Raw genomic sequence first — 19,575 nt, 5'->3', positions numbered from 1 at the left:
TTGTTGGGCTATTTTCTTTTGTGGTTTGGCTGGGTTAGACGCCATTAGATTCGGATATCCCCATCAAGAAGTGTCCTTTAAAAGGACAAATCAAATTTTCATCCCTGTATCGGTGATGTCGTTTAAACGACATCACTAATTAAAGCTCAGTGAGGCTATGAGTTTAATCACCCAATTGTCACTATTAGCCGTGACACCTTTACCAATACCAAAGTTAAACGATGACTTGCCATGTTTGGCATCCATGACCAGATAGGCAGTATGGGGCTGTTGAGAGATGTTGTATAAACTTTTATTAGGCAGGTTATCTCCGTAGTACTCCATACCAACATCAACGGCATGCGTTAGCTCATAAGCCACTTTAGCTGACGGCGAAAATGTAGCTGAGCTATTTTTATTTAATGTCACATCAACGCTTGGGTTGATGGTAAATCTCCAGTCTTGAAGTTGAAGTGCCAAGATAGGAGTTAATTCATAAAAGGTAGTTTCTGTGCCACCCACATCTTTGATGTAATTAATCTCATTCTTCACCCCGTAATGCCACAAGCCCTCTTCATCATGGGTGGGAATATACATATGGCTTACCTTGCCGCCATTGACATAGCTCACGCCGTTGTAGTTACTGAGATAGATATTGGCACCAATTTCACTTTTTTCAGTAATGCCATACCCATACTCCAGCCTTGTTTGAAAGACATTAGTTTTTAGTCCTTGTGAGACAGGTGCTTGAAATAAGTTTGTTTCTACTTCAAAAGCAGATTCTTGATATTCTGCAATGAGTTCGTCGTGAACCTTAATCTCAAAAGGTGCCGCAAATACAATGCTACTCAAGCAAAGCAAATAAGGCGCTGACTTGAGGGGCTTAAGTGAATATCGCAAAAGAGACATGTCGGCACTATAAAGGATCAATGCGATTACATTTCAATGTGGGCTCTTAATCCATAGAAATTGACTGGCCCACGATCTGTGTTGTATCCAGGATTTGCGATACGCTGATAGTCGGCAGATAGCGACAGACTCTTATAAACATTCCAGCTGTAGAAAGTTTCAAAGATTTGTTCTTTCTTATAGTTGAGTCTGCCATCGCCAATGAACATCGTTACACCACCTTTTTGTAGGTAGCTAATTTGTTGTGATGAGATTCCATTGAGTGCCGCACCAATTCCAATAGTGTCTTGTGGTCTTCCCCAACCAGCACCTTTAATGGATAGGCCGCCAGATAATGAATTGCTGATATCTGTAAATGCTTGCGTTTCAGTTTGGCCATTATTCCAACTCCACCTTCCAAAGGCGCCAATATTTTCTGTAATTGCTTGCTCGCCATTTAATGCGTAGCCCCATTTAGTTTGATACCCATATCGTGTGCTTAAGATGTCTGGAGTGGTATTGCTCTGTTGGCCAAAATTCATCGCATTGTTATAGGTAGACATGATTCCGCGATTTTGAAAGACTAGAACTCGAGCCTTACCAGCTTGTCCATTAATCGTATGAAGGTGAGTTATCTCGGCTGTATTGCCGTACTGCTGTGTGAGGTCATAGTCTAGGGCTAATGAATTTGGTGACTTGGGCATAGCCAATCGAGCTAGGCGCATCACCCATTCTTCATCATGGTAATACTCGCCTACAAAGCCATAGGTGTAGCCACGAGAGTTGGCGGCATAGTCATAAGCACCGCTGGCCATGAGCGACCAGTTTAAAAACTGTGTGCGAGGATCATGGCTATAGGCATTGGCATCAAAGAAATCTAATGCCGAGAATGTTCCGTATGTCACTACAAGGCGACGTTTATCTACATTACCTGCTAACTGATTAGCAACACCTTCGATATGCTCTTGTCCGCCACCAAAGCCAAAGGTCTGGCGTAAAAACATTCTTGCCATGTAATAGATTGGTGGAATTGCCGTTCCTTTTTGTAGCTCACCATTACTAAAACCACCCAATCCGCTGAGACCGGAAAAGGGAATGCCTTCAAACATCTCAGGGTTGATATAGGCTTCAGCACCCTCCCATAGCCTCGTTCCTAAAAATGCTGTGGCCGAGAAGGTATAGCTTTTAGAGATATCGCCATCAGATTTATTTAAAAGACTCTTAGATCCGTAATAGGGAGAATTAAAGTTATTTTTAAATTGATTGATGTAGGTTGCTTGCCCATGAACACTCCATTGCTCTGATGCACTTTCGAGAGCGACTGGACTGTCGATGGTGGGAGCGCTACTGACGGGTGACTCAGCTAAAACGATTGGGGTATCGCTTACGGGGGACTCGGCATAGACAGGCAAAGATAGCCCAACCAAGCAAAGGGAGCTAACTAGGCTGAAAAAGGCTGTGTGGTTGGTGCTAAATGAGAAAAACATCTTAAATGCCAAATATGCTTAATGAGATTCGTTCTCATCTTAGCATATAATTGAGAATGAATCTCAATTGGAGAGATTGGGATTCTATGTCGTTTAAAACGACATTAGTAGACACTATGGTGATTGACTGGTGCAGTGATGGCAACATAATCTGTACACACAGAAAAATTGCCCTTCGCAAGATTCTGATTTCATTGCCCAATTTGACCAGCACAAGGACGCACAATTTTTAGACAAGTCGAGACTGGTGACTCAAGCCCTTGAAATCAAAGCGAAAGCGGTCTATCGGAGGATATTTGAAAATCCTTGTGTCGGTGGTTCGATTCCGCCCCGGGCCACCAAGAATTCTCAAAACATTAGAAGTGGCTCATAGAATCTCTAGTGTTAGCCGCGGTCTGGCCCCATTTCCCTAGGCTTTCCAAATTCTCCCCAACTCGGAATGTCGTTTAAAACGACAAACCAATTTGACATCCTTGTGGTGGTTAAGCGTCGATTTAAGCGACGCTTATCAAATCGTCCTTTTAAAGGACGGTTGTTGTCATGGGTATTTGAGTTATGACTTAAAATTCTTTTGTGATGAAATTTAACCGCAAACTTGTTCATTGGATTGCTGCCGCAGCTATCGCGATGAGTGCGCTTGCGCCAGCACTTTCTCAGGCCGCATCACTTGCAAAAGGCGGTCATGGTTTCTCGATGGAAATTTGTTCCGTTGATGGAAGCAAAATGCAGGTTACTGTTCAGGCTAATGATCAGACCCATCAAGTTGATACTACTCAACCTTGCCCATATTGCTTAGCACATAGCAGCATTACCCCAGTATTCAACACTAATCTTACTTTCAAAGCACCGCAAACCTTTGCGATGCTCCCAAGACTTTTCTATGAATCACCCAAACCCCGTACCGTTTGGGTAACTCCGCCCTCAGCGGCACCTCCAGCACAAGCCTAAAAATTCTTAGGACATAGCCTAGCTATGTAATTGGCAACTACGTTGCTGCATTGTTGTTTGGAGAAGTAAATGTCTTTAATAGAAAAAATATCGCCGATAGCTTTAAGTGCATCTCTAATGGTATCTCAAGCCTATGCTCAGATAGCACCTCCGCCAGACTACGATCAGCGGTTAGCTAACGTAATTGTGAATGCGACTCGTTCTGGAACGCCTCTAGATGAGATTCCATTAAATACTACCGTCTTAACTAAAGAGGTCATAGAGTCATCACCAGATCAGACCATTGATCAGGTGTTAAAAAATACTCCTGGTGTTTTGCTAAATGATGTTCCTTATTACCAGAAGGATCCAACAGGACAAAGTATTAACGTTCGCGGTCTGGGTAATTCAAGAACTTTAGTAATGGTAGATGGCGTTCCATTAAATGATGCTTTCTATGGAACGATACAGTGGAATCTTGTGCCACTATCCTCAATTGATACCGTGGAATTTATACGAGGAGGCGTTTCTAGTTTGTGGGGAAACTATGGAATGGGTGGTGTCATTAACGTCAACACAAAAAATCCTAAGAATAGTCAGCAGGACATATCTGCCAGCTATGGTGCATTTGGCACCGGCAATATTTCGGCCTCAAAAGACATCATCGCATCAGACTCGCTTCAGTTACGATTTTCAGCTGATTATTTTGGGACTGAGGGCTATCAAAATATAGCCACAATTTATCCCGCCTCTCCTGCCAATATTAGTTCTGGACAAAATTCATCTTGGTCTAAAAATTCCAATATGAGATTACAAGGAAACTTTAAGGCTTCTCAGAGCACCGATGGTTTTTTTAGAATGGGATATCACACAATGCAAGATATCTCCAGTAACTATGGATTCGCTACCAACCTGATGCAGGAAACCGATTTTGCAGGCGGAACTACTACTCGTTTGGATGACAGCTCAAAAGTTCAAGCTAACATTTTTTACGAAAACACTATTTTTAATAAACAAAATGGCTCGGCAGCCGCAGTTAGCACTTCGCTTAATCCTGCACGGATTGCTACGGGAACTGGATACATTAGTGCTAATTATCAAAATCCGTATTCGACCTTAGGTGGATCAGTGCAATACACCAAAGAAGCAATAGGCCTGATTGATCAGTATGTGGCGGCAGTTGATGTTAGAAATGTTTCTGGTTCTAACATGGGAAACAATTTGACCACCACTGGCGGTTTGAGCACCACTAATTATGCAAAAGGACAACAAAACTTTAGCGGCTTAATGGGGCAGGTTAAATCAAAAAGTGAAGCAATTCCGCTGGAAACCACTCTTGCTGCTCGCGTGGATTATTGGACCAGTCAAACCCCTAGTTACTACAACACCGGTGCAAATGGTTCAAATCCGTCTTACCAAAATATTCCAAATCAAAGTAAGACTCAATTAAGCCCAACCTTAGGACTTCTCTATAAGCTTTCTAAGGACTGGGACTTGAGGTCTGCTGCATATCAAGCTTTCCATGCGCCAGGAATGAACAATACGCTTAGATCGTATGCCTCATCGAGCGGAGGAAACTACTTTGCAAATCCCTACTTAACGCCAGAGACAATGACTGGCTATGAATTTGGTTCCGACTATCGCTGGAAACAAGGTTTTTTTCAGGTTACTGCATTTAATAATTTTGTGAGAAATGCTGTTGCAACATATAGTCTTAGCTCTACAAGCGCATCAGATGTAGCTTTGGCACAAAGTCTCTGCGGCGTTACTAATGGCGCAAATCCTCTTTCTGCTGCTGCGGGCAACTGCGTGTCAAAGTCTATTAGTTATTACACAAATAACCAGAATTTACAGAGCCAAGGTGTGGAATTACAGTTTCATCATGATTTAAATTCGAAGTGGGCGTTTGACGCAGGTTATGCGTACACAAGAACTTGGTTAACCTATACGACTACGAGTGATGCCCCTTATGTTGGAAATCAAGTGGGCGGGGTACCAGCAAATATTGGTAATGCCGGAATAACATACTATCCCATACCAAAAGTAAGTCTTACGGCTAATGTTCGCTATGTTGGAAATTCCTGGATGAATACGAGCCATAGCTTGCCAGTGCCTGCTTATGCCGTGGTTGGCATGAGGGCAAATTATGAGTTAACTCAACAAGCTTCTATTTTTGCATCAGTTGTTAACTTATTTAATCGTAATTACATTACTTTCAATTCGGCTACACAATCTACAAGTTATCAGGCTGGTATGCCGCAAGCTATTACTATTGGTGCGCGTATCATCTTCTAATGCTGAATAAATATCATCGCCTCAATCTCAAGGCGCTCTTGTTGGGTGCTTTGGGATTGCTCGCGCTTAATTCTGCATTTGCTCAAATGGATCACTCTGCCCATATGTCAAAGATGAGTATGGGTAAACCCCCTGCTTGCGAGGGAAGTGGCTTGGATTGTGCAAATGCTGCAACCCCATTTCTAAAGGCTGATGGCAAGCTATTGTTGGCTTGGACTTCAGGTGGAAAAGTATCCGTTGCTCAATCAGTGGATATGGGCAAAACATTTTCTTTGCCAACAGTTGTGGCTGAGCACGGCAAGTCTTTAGATGCTGGTGGAGACGCTCGCCCACAAATCGTTTCTGATGCTAAAGGAAATATATTTCTCGCATATGCTTTTTTCAAAGACTCTAAGTGGAACGCACAAATTAATACGGCTCGATCTACCGATAGCGGCACCACTTTTTCTGCTCCTGAATCACTGGTTGTGAATGGCTCCAGCGAGAGATTTCCTTCGGTCTTAATGCGTCCAGACGGGAACATTTTTATTACATGGATTGATAAACGCCTGGTAGCTGCCTCAAACAAGGGTGGGCAAAAGAAACTAGGGGGTTCAATTTCTTATTCAAACTCTCTTGATAGTGGCAGAACTTTTCAAACTGAGCGCATTGCTAATGAAGATAGTTGCGAGTGCTGTCGAATTGGGGTTAGTTTGAATCAAAAGAATCAACCAGTCATCATCTATAGGGCGATATTTCCAGGCGGCGTTCGAGACCATGCTTCCCAAATTATTTCAAGCAATGGTCCTGACAAGATTAGGCGTATTGCTAATGATGGATGGAAAACAGATGCTTGCCCACATCATGGCCCTGCCATAGGGGTTTCCAGCCAAGGAACTATTCACACGGCATGGTTTACACAGGGTGCTAATAGAGCCGGAGTGTTTTATGCAAACTCCCATAATGAAGGCGCATCCTATTCTGAGCCTATGCGCTTGGGAAAGGCAGACGCAAGCACCTCCAGACCATATCTTCTGGCATTGGGAAAGAATGTATGGCTTGTGTGGAAAGAGTTTGATGGTCACGATACAGTAGTGGTGATGAAGCAATCAGGTGATGATGGAAAAACTTGGTCAAAAGAAACGATGCTTTCTAAAACTGCTGATTATTCTGATCATCCCCTTTTGATTTCCCAAGGTAACCAAGTATTTTTATCTTGGCTTACTAGGGCTGACGGTTATCAGCTAACTAAGATTGGACAGATTGAGTGAAAAAGATTCTGACTGTATTTGCTACTTTTTTATTCATATCCACTTTTGTGAATGCAGATGAGATTTCGCTCAAGCCTTATCAAAAAGGTGACTGGAGTGCTATATTGAATTTGGCTAATGGTAAACCAATGGCTGTTCATTTCTGGGGCGTTACTTGTGCCCCTTGTGTCAAAGAGATGCCGCAATGGAGTAAATTTTTGTTGTCTGATAAAGATGCTAAGGTTGTTTTTATTCAGGTAGATGATGTTTCGCCTGAGATGATTCGCAAGATGTTGAGGCAGGCTAATTTAGGCAATGCAAATAATTACTACATAACCAGTAGCCTTGATGAGCGTTTGCGCTATGAGATCGACCCTAAATGGAGGGGGGAGACGCCAATTACTATTTTTATAGATAAAGTTGGCAAGAAAGAAACTACGGTTGGATCTGTAAATTTTCAGTCCGTAAAAGCGTGGTTTAAGAAAAACAGTTAAGCCAAGTAAAGAGTTACAAAATTAAGCGGCACTGATCAAAGTGTCGTTTTAAACGACATTACAAGACACTATGGTGGTTGACTGGCAGGGTATGGATTCACAAGTTCTGCGCACTGAAAAATTGCCCTTTGCAAGATTCTGATTTCATTGCCAAATTTGACCGGCACAAGGACACACAATTTTTAGATAAGTTAAACCTGGTGACTCAAGCCCTTGAAATCAAAGCGAAAGCGGTCTATCGGAGGATATTTGAAAATCCTTGTGTCGGTGGTTCGATTCCGCCCCGGGCCACCAAGAATCACAATAGCCCACTTGTTGGGCTATTTTTATTAGAAGCTGTTGATGGCGTCTCTACCTTGATCTTAGCGTAGTCGGTCACTTTCCATAGAGTCAATCCGTCAATCAGGATGCCGCCACTCTGGTTCTAGACTGGGATATCAGGTTCATGAACTGTCCTTTAAAAGGACGCTTAATTAGATGGCCCTACGACGACATTTGCCTAACAAATAGCAAAAATTAGCGGGGAGAGGGAAAACATTTATAGTTATAAGAAATAGAAATTTATGGGGGTTTTATGCGGTTTTATTTTCTAATACCAGCCTTAATGCTTTTAGTTTCTTGTGGCACAGATAACTCAAACTTTCATGCTGACTGTAGCGGCAAGATCATTACTTATTCTCAGGGTGTTCAAACCGTTGAAAAAGAGACTCGTAGATATGAGTTCGCCGATAACAAACTCATTGGCAAAGAATGTAGTTTGAATAAGGGCATCATCTTTTGCTATAGCGAGGTTGCTGGATCCGATTCTACGAGTAAAGAGCAATTGATCTTTGATAGAAATAATTACACTCTGACGGACATTAAAACTACTATTGAAGCCAATAAATCTAACAGGGTGCGCTTTGTTAAAACTGAAATTTATCAATCTAACTGCCCTATGACGATTAGGCCATCCAAGTAAGATTTAGGATGAAGCATCCTAGACCCTGGTCGATTCCGCCCCGGGCCACCAAACTCAAATAATGCCCTGCTTCGTGCGGGGCATTTTCTTTTGGGCGGGCTGGATTAGCCACCATAAGTCTCGGGCCTCCTCATCAAGAACCGTCTTTTAAAAGGACGCGTCAATTATTCATCCCTGTGTCAGTCAATGTCGTTTTAAACGACATTACTCAATCAAGTTATTTCTGCCCAATCTTCCTTTAACCAAATCAATCCCATATTTGATGACTGCTACAAATAGGATTGATCCTGCTACATCCCCACAGAACATCGCTATGAAATGATTCCAACTCCCAGAATCTAAGCCCCTACTTACAAACCAAATTTGATGAAGGCCTGAACTTAGCAATGAATAAGCAATGATGATCATTAATAGATGCTTCACTGAAATGTTGCTTAAGTCGGGTTGAATCTTTAAGTTATGAATTACAAAATGTCTGCCTAGCAGTGGGGCCACCCCACAGATGAGGGCTATTCCTAGTGTTGATATGAGATCTAGTTCATAAAACCCAATGTAGTTAATCAATAAAGAGGCAATGACTAAACCTACAGCCCCTGAGTAATCAAATATCAGCGTGAGAAAGATGCGAATTCCCGCAGGTAGAAAAATCCAATTAACCCCCTTAGCATCTTCCAGTGGCACGGTAATGAATTGATTCAAGTAAAAGAGCCCCAGATACAGGGTGGCACTAAGGGCTACTTCAAAGAAATATTGGCTAGAAGCCCTATAGCTAAGCATTTAACGATTATGAATTTTATTAATGCCTAGAATACTGGTGTTTACCCTGCGGGGGGGGGGTATTATGATGATTATGAAACTTATAAAATCTTCCAGTTACATTCGATTTTTACAGTTCTTAGATAGCCTAGATCGGATGAATCCAGGTAAGAAGCTAGATAGTACTGAAGAGCAGATTCTGAACTATGTCAGCCTTGGATATGCTCAAGGAGAGGAATTATTGGTGGGTGATTTAATTCATCTAGACCATCTTGGCTCTCAAGCTACATTACATGGTCGCCTAAAGAATCTCGTTGCGATGGGCTATGTTCAGTTGATTGAAGATAAAAATGACGCTCGTAAGAAAGCGGTGATGCCAACTGTTAAGGCTAGAAAATACTACGATACGCTCTCTACTTGTTTAGAAAAAGCATTCAAGAATAGTTAGCCTGGATGGGCATCCTCTGCCCTGGTCGATTCCGCCCCGGGCCACCAAGAATCTCAATAGCCCACTTGTTGGGCTATTTTCTTTTGATCGGGCGGATGATGCGCCGTAAATCTGAGAATGGCTTAATAGGACTCTAAGCGAGAATACTTGCTAGAGATATAAGTCTTGCGATACTCGCTGTAAACCTCTAATAAGACTTTAATAATATTCGATGTTGATTTCATCATTTCCCCAGTTATATGATTTGCGACACCGCTATTCTGATGATTGAATATGTCACCCAAAAGAAGTTTTTATGACAATAAGGTAGTGAGCGAATACTTTCATTTGGCCATTTAATGAAAGGATAGGATCAGGCATCCTCAGCCCTGGTCGATTCCGCCCCGGGCCACCAAGAAACACAATAGCCCACTTGTTGGGCTATTTTCTTTCATGGGTTGGCAGGGTTAGACGCCATTAGTCTCGGATATCCCCATCAAGAACCGTCCTTTAAAAGGACAAATCAATTATTCATCCCTGCGTCAGTCGATGTCGTTTAAAACGACAAATGTATATGCGGTTGATATATCAGTGAATGTATATTGATCGTATGACAAATAGAAAATCTCCGAAACGCCCACTCTTACTTGAGGCAATAAGCATTTTTCTAGGAATGATTGGGATAACCGCCTTATCCCATGTGGTTGATGATTATCTTGGTTTGGCGGGAGTGTCATTTCTCTATTTGATTCTGGTCATCTGGGTTTCCTACAAGAGCCAATTAGCCACCTCTATCTTTGTAGCAATAGCATCTTTTCTTCTCATTAATTTCTTTTATGTAGAGCCGAGATATACCTTTGTTATCGGAAGTATTGAGTCTTGGAGCGCATTGCTTGGATTTTTATTGGTATCTATTGCGATTACCTCTTTGGTACATCAGTTAAGAGGCCAAAAGGACATTGCCGAAAAAGAAACCTTTAAAGCCAATCTATTACGAGCGATTATCGAAATATTCTCAGTAGAGACTGACTCTATAGTTGCTTTACAGAAATTCTGTCTATTGCTTAAAAGAGAGCTGGGATGTGAGGTTGCGATTTTGAAGTTAGATCCAATAACCAAAGACAGTATTGAATTAGCAAGCTCTAGGCCGGGTGAAGTAAAGCTCGACTTTTGGTACCTCTCACACGCAATTGAGTACGGAGCTATGTTGGGCCCACATACGGGAACCTCAGAGGCAATAGATTATTGGTGTGTTCCTCTTGGAAGATATTACAAAAGCCATGAGCTTCCTGCCTTGGTAATTGAGAGGGCGCACGAGGAAAATATTGAAGTCAGCCTGATAAGGGCGATAGCTGATCAGCTGTCTGTTCATTATCAAAAAAGAATGGCAGAAATTAAAGCAAAAGATGCCAGCGAGTTAGCGCATCGCGAGTCAATTCAAAAGGCTTTCCTGTCGTCTATCTCGCACGATATGAGAACTCCATTGACCACAATTATTGGTGCGAGTTCATCGCTTTTGAAACAAGGCCAGCAATTGGGAGAGTCACAATCAATAAAGCTGTTGGAACTCATTCATTCAGAATCTGTATATCTCAATGACTCAACTGAAAACATATTGTCTTTAGTTAAGCTTGGCATGTCTGATGGCAACCAGCTTAGAATGGATTGGCAGTCTCCTGAAGAAATGGTTGGGGCAGTCATGTCAAGATATAACAATAGAGAAGTAAAGCCATCATTGGAATTGGTAATGAAGGCAAAAGATGAACTCATCTATGGTGATCAAGCCTTAATCGTATTAGCCTTAACCAATTTAATTGAAAATGCGGCTCATGCTCACTCAGGCTCCAATCCAATACAAATATTAGTAGATAGAACAAATGATGAAATCCGAATAGGCGTAGTTGATGAGGGCGCTGGTTTTCCTAAAGATTTTGATAAGGAATTAGCGGGACAGCAACAGTCTTATCAGCGTAATAAAAAAGGGTTTGGTTTGGGTTTGTCTATAGTTAGGGCAGTGATGGATAAGCACCAAGGCTGGTTAATCATCGAGTCTCCATTTGGCGACGATAAGAAAACTTATGTAGGTATGGCCTTTCCTTTTAAAGCAAGCGCATGATTTCAGATTACATCTTGGTCGTGGAGGATGATGAGCAAATTGCCCATTTCTTAGTGGCCAGCTTGAGTGCCGCAAAGCACCTTCCTAAATTAGCCAAAACTTTAGAAGAGGCAAATAAATGTTTGGCTGAAAATACGCCAAAGCTCATGATCCTGGATTTAGGCTTACCTGATGGTGATGGAAAAGATTTAATTCAGCAAGTAAGAAAGCAATATGATTTTCCGATTATTGTCCTCTCAGCAAGGCAAGAGGAGCAGGAAAAGATTCTTGCCCTAAATGAAGGCGCAGACGATTATTTGTCCAAGCCTTTTAATGTTGAGGAGCTATTAGCAAGAATCAATGTTTGCTTAAGACGCACTCAAAAGATGTCAATGCGTGATCAGTGCTATCAATACAAAGATTTGCTCATTGATATCTCTGCTGGACTTGTAAAGCTTAAAGGTAATGAAATTCATTTAAGTCCTATAGAGCATAAGTTACTAATGTTATTGGCTACAAAGCCGGGAAAAATATTTACCCAGCGCCAATTGCTTTCAGAAATTTGGGGTTCTGAATATGTGGATGACACCCATTACCTTAGAATTCATATGGGTAGATTAAGAGCCAAGATAGAAAAAGTATCTTCTGAGCCTGAATACCTATTAACTGAGCTTGGTATAGGCTACCGCTTAGCTATTTCATAGTTGTTTATGCGATTGATACATCGCACATGATCTGATGAGGTATTCAAATCAACGAGTCAGCCCATGTCTATTAGCAATCCAGAGTATTCACAGTCAAACATTCTTCGCCCAATAGAGATTAAGGGTGGCCACCACAGCAAAGGGAGTGTTCCTGCCCTAACTCTTGCGGCCATTGGGGTAGTTTTCGGAGATATTGGTACCAGCCCCCTGTATGCGCTAAAAGAATGCTTTAGCCCTGAGCATGGCATTCCGTTTTCCTCGGATGCGGTGTTTGGGGTGATATCGATGGTCTTTTGGGCTTTTTTAATTGTCGTATCTCTAAAGTATGTTTTGTTTGTGATGCGAGCCAACAATCATGGCGAAGGCGGAATACTGGCTTTGATGGCATTAGCCCTCAGAACTGCGCCAGCAAACTCCAAGAGAGCATTAATGATCATGATGCTAGGAGTATTTGGCGCCTGTATGTTTTATGGAGATGCTGTTATTACACCCGCAATTTCAGTGCTATCAGCAGTCGAAGGTCTTGAAATTGTTTCTCCTCAATTTACCAAGTATGTCATTCCTATAACGCTCACCATTCTTGTCGCTTTATTTTTAATTCAGAAAAAAGGAACCGCTTTAGTTGGTTTTTTATTTGGGCCAATCATGGTGGCATGGTTCTTGGTTCTTGGGTTAATGGGCGCATACAACATTATTGATAACCCCAATATTTTGCTTGCGGCTAATCCAATATTTGCCATTAACTTTTTACTTGAGCATTCTTTACAAGCATTCATAGTTCTAGGGGCAGTATTTTTAGTATTAACAGGCGCAGAAGCTCTCTATGCTGATATGGGGCACTTTGGTATTAGACCGATTCAATACGCATGGTTCTTATTAACAATGCCTTGCCTGCTCATTAATTATTTTGGACAAGGAGCCATGCTCTTATCTAATCCAGAGGCAATATCAAATCCATTTTTCTTAATGGTTCCTGAGGCCTATACGCTTGGCCTCGTGATCCTCGCAACAATGGCTACCGTCATTGCTTCGCAAGCAGTTATATCTGGCGCGTATTCCATGACCAGTCAAGCCATATTGCTGGGCTTTGTTCCGCGTATGAAAATTGCCTATACATCAGACAAAGAAGTTGGACAAATTTATATGCCAACAATTAACTGGATGTTATTAGCTTTGGTCATTGCTGTAGTGTTGGCTTTTAAGCAATCGAGCAATCTAGCGGCCGCCTATGGAATTGCGGTAACAACCACTATGGTGATTACTACTTTATTAGCGGCAGTAGTAATGAAGTCTGTGTGGAAATGGAATTCAATCTTAGTTTCGACTGTGATTGGTGTCTTTCTTCTGGTAGATATTGCCTTCTTTGCGGCTAATGCTTTAAAAATTGCTGAAGGCGGATGGTTCCCATTATTGCTTGGGGCACTATGCTTCCTTTTATTGATAACTTGGTACAAAGGCAGAATGTTGTTACGCCAGAAGGCTATTGAGGGCGGCATTCCACTTGAAGCATTTATCAAGTCTTTATTGGTAAGCGAGCCAATTAGAGTTAACGGTACAGCAGTCTTTCTAACAGCTCATGTTGACTATGTTCCCGTAGCAATGCTTCACAACCTTAAGCACAATCAAGTTCTTCATAAGAGAGTCATTTTTCTCAAAATGAGTATTTGGGATGTTCCCTACGTTGAGGACAAGGATCGCATCAACTTGAAAGAGATGGGCGGCGGAGTTTATCTAGTAAGAGCAATGTATGGCTTTAAAGAGACTCCAGACATTAATCAAATTATGGAGTTGCTGGCGACTCAATACGATATTAAATGTGAGCCCATGGAAACTTCTTTCTTCTTGGCTCGCGATACGGTAGTTCCTTCGGCAATCCCAGGAATGGCGTTATGGAGAGAAAGGCTATTTGCATGGATGTATCAAAATGCCGCCAAGCCATCAGACTTCTTTTCAATACCGACCAATAGGGTTGTTGAGTTGGGGGCAAAGGTAGAGATATAAGATGCCAACTTCTATGAATGTCGTTTTAAACGACATTCATAGACACTATGGTGGTTGACTGGAGGGGTATGGCAACACAATCTGTGTGCACAGAAAAAATGCCCCTCGCAAGATTCTGATTTTATTGCCCAATTTGACCAGCACAAGGACGCACTATTTTTTGACAAGTTGAGACTGGTGACTCAAGCCCTTGAAATCAAAGCGAAAGCGGTCTATCGGAGGATATTTGAAAATCCTTGTGTCGGTGGTTCGATTCCGCCCCGGGCCACCAAGAAACACTAAAACCACCTTCGGGTGGTTTTTCTTTTAAGGCTTGGCAGGTGTAGATGCCATAAGTCTTGTATATCCCCATCATGAAGCGTCCTTTAAAAGGACGAATCAAGTAGACATCCCTGCGTCAGTCAATGTCGTTTAAAACGACAAATAAATTCTTTTTAATAATGCCTATCTAGTGTCTGCTAACGGCCAATAAGAGACATTTTTAAGAAATAAGGTTGGGTGTCCTTTAAGCTCAGGCTCCCATTATTAATGCTTTTTTGTGCTTTTTCACAGCGCGGTCTTTAATTTTTTTAAAAAAAGAAAGGCTGCCTAAGCAGCCTTCGAGTAAGCGCAAGTTTCTTAAGCCTTTTTAGCGTAGGCAGAACACCAGCCCTTGCTTGCAACTTGTTTACCAGCGAAGAGGGCACAACCACCTGCAGCAGAACCTGCGGCACCCTGATATAGGGCGCAATTACTGCAAGCCTGTGGGGCAGCATATTTTGCGAACTTGGCTTTATCAACTGTCATAGCGTTTGCTTTGTAACCTAAAGCGACGGCTTGTGGATCAGTTTCAGCAACCATGGCTTGGGCTTGCACTCTACCGTTTAGAGCTAGAGTACAAGCACCAGCAGCTGACAAAATCATAAATTGGCGACGACTATTTTTCATATTGACTCCAGGGTTAAAAAATAAAAAAACTTTCAATGCTTTTGTAAACGCAGACTTAAGTTAATAACATTACCATGGATAGGGGTTTTTAGTATCAAGTTGAGTAATTCCTGCGATCACTCTGGGAGTAAATGCATCTATGCGAATATGTGGATTCAAATCGTACCCACCTAATTAAAAGCGGACACATCGATAGGTGGACACTCTAATCCTTTGTAATCCTTAGGATTTATTTTTTATATTCCCCTTTATTGTAAATAAGAACAATTCTCATTAGAATATTGAAATGAGAATTGTTCTTATTCAGTAAACGAAAAAGGTGGTCGTATGATTGATTTTTTTATGGTCCTATTTCGCGAAGGCGTTGAATCCTTTTTGATCGTCGCAATTGCAATTGCTTTTATTAAGCAGTTAAAGCAAGAGCAGTTGCTGCCAACCGTCTATGGCGCAATTGCTTCGGCTTTACTTTTCTCAATTGGGTTGGGTATTGTATTGGCCTATGTTGGCGCCTTGAGTCCTTTATGGGAAGGTGCATTAGCCTTTCTTGCTGCAATCTTAATTCTCAGTTGCACAATTCAGATGATTCGTTTGGGCCCAAAGATGGGGGCAATGATTCGTCAACAGTTAAGTGATATTACAAATAGAAATGAAAACCTCTCTAGAGTCGGTCTTTTTGCGTTTATATTTTTAATGATTTCAAGAGAGGGTATTGAAAGTACCACGTTGGTTGCATCAATAGCTCAACAAAATAATACTGAAGCAATGCTTGTTGGTTGTGCGCTTGGAATAGTTGCTGCGACGATCTTATCCCTACTTTGGGTTCGTTATGGCAAGCAGATTAATCTAAGCCTATTTTTTAATGCTAGTGCCATTTTTATGTCGCTATTTTTTGTGCAATTGTTAGTTTATTCAATTCATGAATTTTCTGAGGCGAATGTATTGCCTTTAGTTGATAACGTAAGAATTCATTTATTGACTGAACCATATGGACCCGAAGGAGAAATTGGTACCTGGATCTCATACATCATTGTGGTAATTCCAATGCTGTATGTTGTCGTTCAAATGCTTAAGAATTCTGGGAGTAGAAGCGTTTCAGCTTGACTTAGTTTATGGCAGATTAAAGAAATAAAAAAAGCAATTCATATTTTATTTTTTATTCAATGTTGATTAAGGCTCCAGTGGCTATGACAGACAAGATCACATCTAGAAGACCGTTTAAAGATAGCGCTAACAAGCGTGAGTAAATAATTAGATTGGGCATTTTAGGCTCCGTCCGATTTCGCTCCGACTATGTAGGGTCATTTAGCCCACTTGGTGAGTGGTTTTTTCATTTGAGTTGGCAAGGTGACATACAAAAGTAAAAGTATTTGTTTATGATTGCCTAAAATGAAAATTCACCGCGCCATAATGGCCCTCAGAATGCTATCTGCATTCACTCTTGCAGTTCCTTCCTTTGCTTATGCTTATCTACAAGACGAAATTCAAGTTTATGATGATGAAATTAATGCTAAGGGCGAATATAGTCTTGAGCTACATCTAAACACGACTCCAAGAGGAAATCAGCAACAAAATTATCCCGGGGAGGTCGTGAATAACAACAATACTCGCGTGACTCCTGAGCTGGCCTATGGCCTTGGCCACGACCTTGAAGCAGGATTTTATTTGAGCTACTCTAATAACAATAACTCATTTAATTATGCTGGGGTAAAAGCAAGACTTAAATGGTTGCCATATCAAGAGGAAAAGGGCGATTCATTTTTTGCAGGTGTCAATTTTGAGGTAGCTAACACACCCTATCCTTATGAGCCATCCCGTTACAACGGAGAAATGCGGTTTATTGTTGGTAAGCATATTGATGAATGGCTAGTAGCCTTTAACCCAATTTTTGATCAGGCGCTATCTCAGCCTCAGGTTCATCAAGGGCCAATATTTGCTACAGCTACTAGAGTTTCGCGTAATGTAACTTCAGAGTGGGCCTTGGGTAGCGAGCTCTACACTAATATGAATCAAGTAAATCAGCCGATTGTCTATCCGAATATGAACAATGTGGTTTATGCCATGATGTATTTTGATGGTAAACCAATTGCTTTCCAGGCTGGCGTTGGTAAGGGCGTTAGCCATGGCGCTGACCAAACTACTCTAAAAGCAATTCTATCTATTCCTTTGCCTTAATTATTGCTCCATTTAACCAGCAGGATTAGCCATCCTCGGCCTATGGTTCGATTCCGCCCCGGGCCACCAAACTCAAATAATGCCCTGCTTTATGCGGGGCATTTTCTTTTCGGGCTGGCGAATGAGGTTCCGTTAGCTAGGATCACAAGCCCATTAAAATTGACCAATGAAATTAACCAAGGCTATCCACTCTGATATTCCCGAACTCGTTGAGCTATTAAAGGCTCTTTTTGATCAAGAGGCAGAGTTCGAGCCTAACTCAGAAGCTCAAAGAAAAGCCCTTAGCAAAATCATTCTTGACCCAAAGATTGGCATCATTTTGGTTGCCAGAGATGATGAAAAAATATTAGGAATGATTAATTTACTGTTTACTGAATCTACTGCTCTTGGTGCCAAAGTCGCCATTCTTGAAGATATGGTTGTGCTATCTAAATATAGAAGTGAAGGTATTGGTTCTCAATTAGTTGACTATGCGATTGGCGAAGCCAAAAAAGAGGGCTGTAAACGAATTACCTTATTAACTGATATTGAAAATACCAAAGCCCAGTCTTTTTATCAAAAGAAGGGTTTTGTGAAATCCAAGATGATGCCTTATAGGCTTTTGCTGGATTAGACATCCTAGGCCCTGGTTCGATTCCGCCCCGGGCCACCAAGAATCTCAATAGCCCACTTGTTGGGCTATTTTTATTTCGAGTGCTCAATGGTGCTTAGACCTAGCGCCTGGCGTGTTTAGTCAGAGCCCACAGATTCAATCCGTCAATCAGGATGCCGCCACTCTGAGTCTAGACTGGTGTATCAGGTTAGCCAAATGTCCTTTTAAAGGACGAATCCAATTCCAAGTCTCCAGACAAAACAGATATTAATTTATAAAAATAATAACTACTTCTCAAAATAAGTTAATATTTTGCTGTTCATTGAATATAGGGAGAAATAAATCATGGCTACATGTCCGCATTGCCGTAACGAGGTTTCTGCTATGGCTACGAGATGCCCATTTTGCACTGGGACTTTTCCGTCGTATATCTTTACGCAAATGAAGGGCCTGGGCCAATTAATAATTCTTTTGTTAATAGCGGCAGTTGGCTATGTTGTCTGGCTCATTCTTCAATGGATATATGAATTGGTGATCACAATCCTTACTTTTATCTGGAATGTTGTAACTTGGCCATTTAGATTTACTTGGCAGAGTTTTGAAAACGTAATTGTTGGCTCTACAAATCTAGTCGGCATAAATCATGACCCAGCATGGTGGGAAACAATAATTTTGATGGGCGTAATTGCCGCCGGTATCGGATTTTTATGGCTACTCAAACCAACAGATAAAAATTGGATTGAAGAAAAAACAAAAATTAAGTTCCAAAATATCAAGATTGGAGTGACGGCGCTTGCAGTTTTTGCTCTAATTTCTTGCGGCATATTTGTCTCGCCAAAATCTAACGCGCCAGCTCCTATTGCTACAGCCTCTGTTGCCGAAGAAAGCCCCGCAGATAAAAATCCAGAAAGCTCTTCTCAGGATGCGTCCAAGGATCAGATTGATGCACCCATCAATTCTGCAAATATTCGCGTTGTAATTGCTCCCGCTTCCACTGCAAATTTTTTGACAGAAATGTTGGTAAATAACTCCAATCAAATAAAGCTTTTGGAATTAAAAAATTCTGTTGATCAGTCATATCAAAAACCTGACAAAGGTGATATTAAGACCTCTAGAGCATTAAACGAACGTGGTTTGGCATTAATAAAACAGGGAAATTTTCTTGAGGCATCTAATTCCTTGGGCGAAGCAACCAAAGTAAATCCTGGAGATATTGAAGCTCTTAATAACTATGCTTACGCTTTATTAAAAGCGGGCAAATATGATGAGGCCGAAAAGATCCTTGGTATGGCTTTATCAATTGCTCCTGGAAGAACAAGTGCGTGGGCAAACCTTGGTGAGGTTTATGCAAATCAAGGTAGATTGGATAGTGCCGCCGCCGCCTTTGTTGTTGGGTTCCAATTTGCAACTAATAAAGATAAGGCCTTGGACTTCCTAAAGAGTACAGCTGACTCTGATTCTAATCAGCAATTGAAAGATGGTATCAACAAGGCTATTTTTCAACTTTCAAAAAATTAGCTATTAAAAGAATGTTTGAAGCCTGGGATATTTATCCTAGGCTTCTATTGTGGCTGAAGAGAGGCACCCTTTAAAGCGACAGTCCAAGGCTAGAGTCAGGCATCCTCGGCCCTGGTCGATTCC

The 19,575-nt window shown here is 41.5% G+C and carries 18 protein-coding genes; 14 read left to right on the top strand and 4 right to left on the bottom strand.

What is annotated here, in order from left to right:
- Window positions 1-135: 135 nt before the first annotated feature.
- Together FD977_RS10680 and FD977_RS10675 are read right to left on the bottom strand one after the other, a co-directional pair.
- On the bottom strand, window positions 136-831 hold the full coding sequence (locus tag FD977_RS10680; protein WP_215305583.1) for a hypothetical protein: 696 nt from the start codon (window positions 829-831) through the stop codon (window positions 136-138).
- Between the two features lie 83 nt (window positions 832-914).
- On the bottom strand, window positions 915-2,354 hold the full coding sequence (locus FD977_RS10675; protein ID WP_215305582.1) for a carbohydrate porin: 1,440 nt from the start codon (window positions 2,352-2,354) through the stop codon (window positions 915-917).
- Window positions 2,355-2,930: 576 nt separating this feature from the next.
- Here FD977_RS10675 and FD977_RS10670 point away from each other — a divergent pair.
- From FD977_RS10670 to FD977_RS10645, 6 genes are all read left to right on the top strand, one after another.
- Window positions 2,931-3,302 carry a DUF2946 family protein gene (locus FD977_RS10670; RefSeq protein ID WP_215307139.1) on the top strand — a complete coding sequence of 124 codons (372 nt, stop codon included), beginning with the start codon at window positions 2,931-2,933 and terminating at the stop codon, window positions 3,300-3,302.
- Between the two features lie 69 nt (window positions 3,303-3,371).
- Window positions 3,372-5,576 carry a TonB-dependent receptor gene (locus FD977_RS10665; protein WP_215305581.1) on the top strand — a complete coding sequence of 735 codons (2,205 nt, stop codon included), beginning with the start codon at window positions 3,372-3,374 and terminating at the stop codon, window positions 5,574-5,576.
- Window positions 5,576-6,826 (top strand): sialidase family protein, encoded by a 1,251-nt coding sequence (locus FD977_RS10660; protein ID WP_215305580.1) that lies wholly within the window; start codon window positions 5,576-5,578, stop codon window positions 6,824-6,826. Before FD977_RS10665 ends, FD977_RS10660 begins: the two co-directional genes overlap by 1 nt.
- Window positions 6,823-7,299 (top strand): TlpA disulfide reductase family protein, encoded by a 477-nt coding sequence (locus FD977_RS10655; RefSeq protein WP_215305579.1) that lies wholly within the window; start codon window positions 6,823-6,825, stop codon window positions 7,297-7,299. Before FD977_RS10660 ends, FD977_RS10655 begins: the two co-directional genes overlap by 4 nt.
- A 128-nt stretch (window positions 7,300-7,427) precedes the next feature.
- Window positions 7,428-7,670, top strand: coding sequence for a hypothetical protein (locus FD977_RS10650; protein ID WP_215305578.1), 243 nt, complete (start codon window positions 7,428-7,430; stop codon window positions 7,668-7,670).
- A 203-nt stretch (window positions 7,671-7,873) separates the two neighbouring features.
- Window positions 7,874-8,260, top strand: a complete 387-nt coding sequence (locus FD977_RS10645; RefSeq protein ID WP_215305577.1) for a hypothetical protein — start codon at window positions 7,874-7,876, stop codon at window positions 8,258-8,260.
- Between the two features lie 204 nt (window positions 8,261-8,464).
- Here FD977_RS10645 and FD977_RS10640 read toward each other — a convergent pair whose 3' ends face one another.
- Window positions 8,465-9,037, bottom strand: coding sequence for a hypothetical protein (locus tag FD977_RS10640; protein ID WP_251369493.1), 573 nt, complete (start codon window positions 9,035-9,037; stop codon window positions 8,465-8,467).
- A gap of 73 nt (window positions 9,038-9,110) precedes the next feature.
- Between FD977_RS10640 and FD977_RS10635 the strand changes: the two genes are divergently transcribed.
- The 4 genes from FD977_RS10635 (at window position 9,111) to FD977_RS10620 (ending at window position 14,243) form a co-directional block, all read left to right on the top strand.
- The gene (locus FD977_RS10635; RefSeq protein WP_215305576.1) at window positions 9,111-9,464 is read left to right on the top strand and encodes a helix-turn-helix domain-containing protein; all 354 of its coding nucleotides are present in this window, start codon (window positions 9,111-9,113) and stop codon (window positions 9,462-9,464) included.
- A 589-nt stretch (window positions 9,465-10,053) separates the two neighbouring features.
- The gene (locus FD977_RS10630; protein ID WP_215305575.1) at window positions 10,054-11,559 is read left to right on the top strand and encodes a DUF4118 domain-containing protein; all 1,506 of its coding nucleotides are present in this window, start codon (window positions 10,054-10,056) and stop codon (window positions 11,557-11,559) included.
- Window positions 11,556-12,242, top strand: coding sequence for a response regulator (locus FD977_RS10625; RefSeq protein WP_215305574.1), 687 nt, complete (start codon window positions 11,556-11,558; stop codon window positions 12,240-12,242). The genes FD977_RS10630 and FD977_RS10625 overlap by 4 nt, the downstream gene beginning before the upstream one ends.
- Before the next feature lie 99 nt (window positions 12,243-12,341).
- On the top strand, window positions 12,342-14,243 hold the full coding sequence (locus FD977_RS10620; RefSeq protein WP_371743132.1) for a potassium transporter Kup: 1,902 nt from the start codon (window positions 12,342-12,344) through the stop codon (window positions 14,241-14,243).
- A gap of 618 nt (window positions 14,244-14,861) precedes the next feature.
- Here the strand turns inward: FD977_RS10620 and FD977_RS10615 are convergent.
- A complete protein-coding gene (locus FD977_RS10615) occupies window positions 14,862-15,170 on the bottom strand; it encodes a high-potential iron-sulfur protein (RefSeq protein WP_215305572.1) in 309 nt (102 codons plus the stop codon).
- A 327-nt stretch (window positions 15,171-15,497) separates the two neighbouring features.
- On the opposite strand from FD977_RS10615, the gene FD977_RS10610 reads away from it, so the two are divergent.
- From FD977_RS10610 to FD977_RS10595, 4 genes are all read left to right on the top strand, one after another.
- Window positions 15,498-16,271: an FTR1 family protein gene (locus tag FD977_RS10610; RefSeq protein WP_215305571.1), complete on the top strand. Its 774-nt coding sequence runs from the start codon at window positions 15,498-15,500 to the stop codon at window positions 16,269-16,271.
- Window positions 16,272-16,556: 285 nt separating this feature from the next.
- Window positions 16,557-17,342, top strand: a complete 786-nt coding sequence (locus FD977_RS10605; protein WP_215305570.1) for a hypothetical protein — start codon at window positions 16,557-16,559, stop codon at window positions 17,340-17,342.
- Between the two features lie 166 nt (window positions 17,343-17,508).
- A complete protein-coding gene (locus FD977_RS10600) occupies window positions 17,509-17,955 on the top strand; it encodes a GNAT family N-acetyltransferase (protein ID WP_215305569.1) in 447 nt (148 codons plus the stop codon).
- A gap of 420 nt (window positions 17,956-18,375) precedes the next feature.
- A complete protein-coding gene (locus tag FD977_RS10595) occupies window positions 18,376-19,452 on the top strand; it encodes a M48 family metallopeptidase (RefSeq protein WP_215305568.1) in 1,077 nt (358 codons plus the stop codon).
- Window positions 19,453-19,575: the final 123 nt, after the last annotated feature.

This window comes from Polynucleobacter sp. AP-Elch-400A-B2 (assembly GCF_018688355.1).
Lineage (GTDB): Bacteria > Pseudomonadota > Gammaproteobacteria > Burkholderiales > Burkholderiaceae > Polynucleobacter.
This window is presented reverse-complemented; position numbering and strand designations above follow the sequence as displayed.